Annotated in this window: 5 protein-coding genes; all 5 read right to left on the reverse strand. The window is 57.5% G+C overall.

All coding sequences use genetic code 11. From position 1 onward, the window contains the following. Positions 1-38 precede the first annotated feature (38 nt). Positions 39-587, reverse strand: coding sequence for a hypothetical protein (locus FG323_RS02540; protein WP_141452854.1), 549 nt, complete (start codon positions 585-587; stop codon positions 39-41). A 41-nt stretch (positions 588-628) separates the two neighbouring features. Further along, positions 629-1195, reverse strand: coding sequence for a hypothetical protein (locus FG323_RS02545; protein ID WP_141452855.1), 567 nt, complete (start codon positions 1193-1195; stop codon positions 629-631). 18 nt (positions 1196-1213) lie between these two features. Further along, complete coding sequence (locus FG323_RS02550) at positions 1214-1714, reverse strand: hypothetical protein (RefSeq protein WP_141452856.1); 501 nt, start codon at positions 1712-1714, stop codon at positions 1214-1216. A gap of 907 nt (positions 1715-2621) precedes the next feature. Beyond that, positions 2622-3191, reverse strand: coding sequence for a hypothetical protein (locus FG323_RS02555; protein ID WP_141452857.1), 570 nt, complete (start codon positions 3189-3191; stop codon positions 2622-2624). Next, positions 3188-6383: RHS repeat-associated core domain-containing protein (locus FG323_RS02560; RefSeq protein WP_141452858.1), on the reverse strand; the 3196-nt coding region annotated here is incomplete at its 5' end. The genes FG323_RS02555 and FG323_RS02560, both read right to left, overlap by 4 nt.

A 6383-nucleotide genomic window follows, 5' to 3' on the forward strand; every position in this document is an offset into this window, starting at 1 on the left:
ATTCCAGCAAGGGTTCGCAAGAACAAAAACAGGCTTGCCTATTGCCATTTCTTTGAGCCCAGGATCATGGGCGGCTCTTGGGCCATATCCACACTTACCAGGTAGTAGAAAGGCGGAATAGCGTAGCTCAGCTCGACACCGTCGCGACTGATTTCGACGGTACCTGGCCGCCTACCCATCAGTGATGGGGTACTTGTTTCATCCTTATAGTCACCCGCCATAAGTCTTGCCACCAGATCAACGTAAAGCTGCACCTCATCAAGATCCTTTGGGCCGATAAGAACGTACCAGCTGGAGGGGCGTCGCGAGCATCCCTTTCCGGATGTATCGATCATGAAGCTAATTTTCTCGGGATCACTATCTACTTCGGCATTGACGCTTTCCGCAATCACCTCTTCGTATTGGTAGGCGCAGCCGAACCGAAGCTGCAGTGCATGGGTGATAGTGCGGGTGCCGGTAAGCTCGGAGAATGGCGTATCGCTTTTGGCATGAACAATTACAACCTCTTTCCCCTGTTTTTCAACAAGATGACTGACACTTCCACAGGCAGCAAAAGCGATCCATCCAAGTATCGAAAATAGCTTCATTCCTGACGTTGTTGATGGCATCTGCGGCACAAATGTGAGCCCTACGGCCCAACCTCTCGATGAGCGTAGGAATCCCGAGCTTTCTCCACCACCATCTTGCCTGCGGGAACGAACAAGTAGTTTGAGTCTGGCGCCTTGGAAAACTTGCCATAGAGCGTGACGTAGCCGCCCACTTCTCCCTGAAGTAGATGCTTAGGGTCGTCACATAGAATTGCAGATGATATGTCTTTGATTAGTGCAGCATCTTTGTTCAAGAACAACAGATCTTCGCCATTCACGTCGGCCAAGAAGCCGCGCACAGCAATCGTTAGTCCGAAGTACTTGCTCGGATTCGAGATCACGGCCGTAGCGTAAGTTGCGCATACCCGCTCGTCAAAACCGCCATGCGCGGTGCAGCGCAGGTCGACTTTCTGCGCGGTCGATTCGACGGGGGGTTCAACTCCCCGCGGCTGGCACCCAATCAGGCTTATCGCGGCCAACATTCCTGCCGAAAGAAAAATGCTTGGCTTCATGAGGTCCTTCACTCCGACATTGTTCCGACGATGGTGGCGACCACCACCGTTCGACCCAATATGTCGTCTGGCCATCTGACGATGATTGGCGGACATCGCCCTCCCCTTCCTCAGCTAAGCTCTCTTTGACGAAGGCACGCAGACAAGCAACTTCGCAGGCGTAATGGGAGATTCATGGTAGATGCCCTGCCTCGCCCAAGAATTGATGATGAAGTTCGCCGTCACCTTCTTACATCCAGACTCGTGCTCGAAGATTTTTCGATACTGGCCCCACGAGAGCGCAAACGAAATTCCCTCTTTGGGGTAGAGGGTGAGACTTTCCCAATTCCCCAAGGGCGGCGGATTCGGTCCTGGCGGAGTTGAAGTATCACTCTCCGAGAAATCCATCACGAAAACACCAGGCAACTCGGCGCTGCCTACCCCATGCAGCGCCGGCAGCCTGATGGGACGCTTGGTCATATTTACGACTCTGAGGTCAAGGTAGGTCTCATGTTGAGATGCAAGCGTGCAAACTTGGCCGGTCTTGCACTCGTCCTCACTCCAGGACTTGCCTGAACACGACGTCAAGCCGATGAAGGCGAAAAGAAAAAGTACCTTACCAAGTTCAATAGCCATGCAGCCACCTTGCAATCGGAAACTCCAAGACCACAAACGTCCTTGAAGATAGCCAGAAACTACGCATTGGCATCGGAAAGATTCTATCTTTTAAGCCGCCCAAGTACCTGCATCGAGGATGCGTCAGCCGAAGAACAACAGCTCCTCGATGAGTCTGATTTCAACCCATGAAGATAGCGACCCAAGACAGCATGAAAACCAGATTCGTCGCTTTCATTATTCACCTGAATTAGCTGCCTTTAGAGCCAAGATGCCCGGCGAAAGACGAGGCGGTTGAAGCTCGTTGGGAGCCGTAACGTCATGGAGCTAGTGGCAATATCTAACCGTGTTGGAGGTGAGTTCAATGTCTGAAATACCAGGAACATCCAACTTGTTCTTATAGATGACCTTAATCATGCGGCATTGACCTTCATCTATTCCGAACAACGAGGCCATGTCGATATCTCGGAGCGATCTCCCGTGAATATGGTCAGGCCCGAGAACCAGAGCGGGATCCGATGTGTCTTGAGGCGCAACATGCCCAAGACCAGGAATCTTCGTGAACGTGGCGGGTTTTCCGTCAATAGTGAAAGATAGCTCGGGATCGAACCCGTTTGGCCTCAGCAGCCTGTTTATCGTTACGGGCTCGGATGAGTTGTTGGCAAGAAGAATCAGGAATCTCTTGCCAACGTCCTCTACGCGCAACGATACCGTTCCTTCCACAGTACTGGAAGGTTCTTCGGCGGCCTTGCAAGAGGCAACTAGCACGAGAGCAGCTACCGCCACACTCGTCAGCAATCTTCTAGCGATTTGCATGTGTATGGCGCAATAGCGTTAACAAGTATGGGCTCCGAGGATCACCAGCCTAGTGCGTAGCAATCACCTGAATGAAAACCACGCCCAGAAGGCTATTTGCATGAATTGCATCCTAGCCGCATGAAGCTTTAGGCAATTCAATTGCAATATCGGCCACTTCGCCGGATTGATTCTTCCTTAAAGTGCGAGGATCAACTTTGAGAAGGGTTCTTGGAAGCTGCGTGTTGACAATGACCGCATCGTCCAGGTGACCGATATACCTGCCGGATAACCCGTTTTCATCGGACTTGAAAACACCCTGAAGCATGATAGAGGCCACCCCATTGCTTGCGAGGTCTTCGGACAGATTCACTGGAATGCTAACCCCGTGATCTATCTCAATCCCGCTTGATATCGTTTGCGAGCACGCCATATCCAATGACGGATATACGACCAAGCTTCGCTCCCCCCAAGTTGCATAGCCAGACGCGACAATTTTCTTCCCATGGAACAAACTCGGGTCAGATAGCAAGCTAAATGTTAGAGGAACGCACACATCCCCCTCCATCGCAGTGCACTGATAAGCATGAGAGGCTCTGCCAGCACCCGATGCGTCGTTAGCGGCGCCCCCTCGCTGGATCTCGTTGCAACCCATAAGAAGAGAAGCGCCTGCCAGAGTGCAAAGTAACTTCTTCACTTTCATTCACCACCCCCAACGACTCTGTACTTCTGATAATGATAGACCTGTTCTGCAGACCAGCCCGGATAATTCGACCAATCAAGCGCATAGAGAGCGTGACCACTGTGCGAAACATAGCTTGTGTAGTTGGTACGAGGGTATGTTGAAACTACATCTCCCCAGCTAAAGCCTGGGCCACTGTATCTGGGGTGAGTGTGGTAGTCCCCCGAGACGATTCCTTTGCCGTATTCGCCATTCAATAGACTCCTGTTGACAGCAACTCCGCAGATATTGCTTTGCGTGCAGATCTCACCATTGCTTACAGCATCGCCCGCGTAGAAGTAACTGCCTTCCCTGAAAAATCTAACTCCTATCTCGGTGCTGTATTTGTCAGCGATCGTTGGAAGCCGTCTATCGAGTTCCATTGCCAATGCGTCCATTGTTTCAAAAGGCTTTCCATAAATGTCGTGCAGCGCCGCATCTGCCTCGGCAACAGCTGCCCGCGCTACAGCAGGATCACGAACAACATCCGTGGAGTCTCTTCTTCCCCTGATCGTTCTGCGCCCTTCCTCGGGATTCCTCGTCACTGCTGCCTGGAGGGCCCCGCTGATCGCACCATTGGCAAACTTCCCCCCTGTGGCTTCCGAGATGGTCCCTCCGATGATGGCACCCACGACGGTGCGACCAAAATCATTGTCGATGTACCCCACTTGCGGCATCACCGCCGTGGTCAGGCCCGCTGCGACGAAGCCGTTGCCGAACTTGCCACCCTGGATCTCGGCCGCGATGCCGCCAGCCAAGGCGCTGATGGCCACCCGCCCATAGGTCACTTGGCCGCCGTACTTCACGTTCAGGCCATATCCCACCGCCGCCGTGAACGCGCCCGCGACCGCGGCCTGGCGTGCTTCCTTCGAGGAGGCCCCGAACGCCCGGGCCGCGTCATAGCTGCCGCCTGCCGCGCACAAGATGCCCCAAGGTCCGGCGAAGCTGCAGCCCACGCCCACCGCCAAACCCGTGGCGTTGGGACCCAGTGATCGCATCGCGCCACGAATCAGCCCCTTGTGCACGTTGTTGTGCATGAACCAGCCCAGCGCCAGGCCACCCAGGATGCCGAACTGACCGGTGGGGTCGGTATAGGCCAGCGGGTTGTTGAACACATAGGTATAGGCATTCCAGCTCTGGCCGTTGCTCGGTGCCTGCACCACCGGGTCCGGTTGCAGGAAGCGGGCCAGTTGCTCGTCGTAGATGCGCCCGTTCATGTGGGTGACTTGCGCGCCATCCACATACTCATGCCCGGTGTAGCCGCGTGGGGTGTAGTTGGAGGCGCTGCCGGTGCCGGCGGGATTGCCGTAGGTGCGGCGTGCACCGAAGGTGGCATAGTCCAGTGCCTCGGCCACGGTGCCGTTTGGGTTGGCGATACGCACCAGGCTGCCGAGGTGGTCGTGGAACAGGTAGCGCGTGCTCTGCGCCACATTGTTCACGACGGTCTGCAGAGCTACGCCGGCCGCGTAGCGGCGGGCGCTTGTCTGCACTCCGTTCTGGATGAGGATTTCCACGCCACCGATGTAGAGCGTGGTGGTGGCGCCATCGGTACGCTTGAAGCGCTGACCATCCGGCCCATACCAGAACCGCGTGATTTGCCCGCTGCCCATCTGGATTTCGTGCGCACGGCTGTCAGCTGTGTAGCGAATGGTGCGATCGTTACCGGTGCCCGGGGCATCGCGCAGGGTCTGGTTACCGCGATCGTCGTAGTGGTAGTACGTGGCGGACGCGCCTGCCCCGACCTGGTTCACCGCATGCGGACTGTTGGCGATGGAGGACACGGCGGCTTGGCTGACCATGCCGGTGGCGACCGACCCATAAGGGAGTGCACTGGGTTGCTGCACGCTCGCTTGCGTGGGTTGCGGGGTTGGCATGGCCTGGGCGGCCAGGACCGGGATGCCGGCGGCCTGCCCCATCGGCAGCGCCCCCACGCACCCGTCGGCACCGGGATAGGCGTAGCCCTGCCCGTCCTTGCTGCACACGTTGCCGAGTGCATCGTAGGCATTGGCCAGCAGCACCTGGTTGACGGTGGCGCCGTTGGCCATCGTCAGCCGCCCTTCGGTCACCCGGTTCAGGCTGTCGTAGGTGAACTGCTCCAGGTAGCGGCCTTCCTTCTGGTGCGAAGCCAGATTGCCAGCGGCATCCCATACGTAGGCTTCTTTCACCAGGTTGCAACTGGTATTGCCCGCACAGATTTCGGTCAGCCGGCCGGTCAATGCATGATGTTGCCGGCGCACTTCCAGGTTGGCTTGCCCGCCCCGGATGTCCCGGACCACGTTGCCCCAGGCATCGGTGGCCAGCGTACGCATGTAGGTGTCCACGGGACTGGTGCAGGCCGGATGGCTGTCCATGTCATCGCTGGCGCAGGTGGCCACCGCCCCTCGGGCGCCGAACTCGGTCTTGCTCCACAGGCCGCTGGCGTCGCGCGATTTCCATGGCCGTCCCAGTTCGTCGTACTGCACTTCGGATCCGAACATGCCCTCGTCGACGATGACCCCGTTGCTGGTCGGGCGGCCCATCGTGTCGTAGCCAAAATGGCGTTGATAATTGAGCCCGGTGCCGGCCTGCCCCGACCAGGCCGCGTACTGTCCGGTGATGGATTCCCAGGTGGGTTGTCCGCTACCACCGGCGGCCGTGTCGTATTCAGTAGTGGACTGCGTTTCGATGGTGCCGTTGGCCAGTTTGGCGGTGACTCGCCAGGCACGGCCGCGTGCGTCAATCTCGCGCTCGGTACGGTATCCGCCGTTGTCGGTCTGGGCTATCAACTCGCCCAGCGCGTTGTAGGCGAAAGTGGTGGTGCCGTTGTCCGGATCGATCTGCTGGATTTTCCGGCCCAGCACATCGTAGGTGAAGCTGTTCGTGATGGTTCCGTTACCCGCATTGCGGGTCACGCTGACCAGATTGCCGTCGGCCCGATAGGCAAACTGGGTGATGAAGCCGCTGGCATCCTGCGTCGAAACCACCTCGCCCTTGCCGTTGCGCACTTGCGTGGTGGGGTTGTTGCGCGCGTCGCGCGTGGTCGTGGCCAAGCCGGCGTACTGCGACGTCACTTGGCTGCCGTCCGGCGCCTGTGTGAGCGTGGGACGGCCCAGAAGGTCGTACTGGATGATGGTCCAGGCGCGGCTGGCATTGGTGCAGACCCCCGCCACATCGGCGGGGGCGGGGGGGGCGGCC

The sequence above is a fragment of the Pseudoxanthomonas sp. z9 genome, from assembly GCF_006542425.1.
Lineage (GTDB): Bacteria > Pseudomonadota > Gammaproteobacteria > Xanthomonadales > Xanthomonadaceae > Pseudoxanthomonas_A.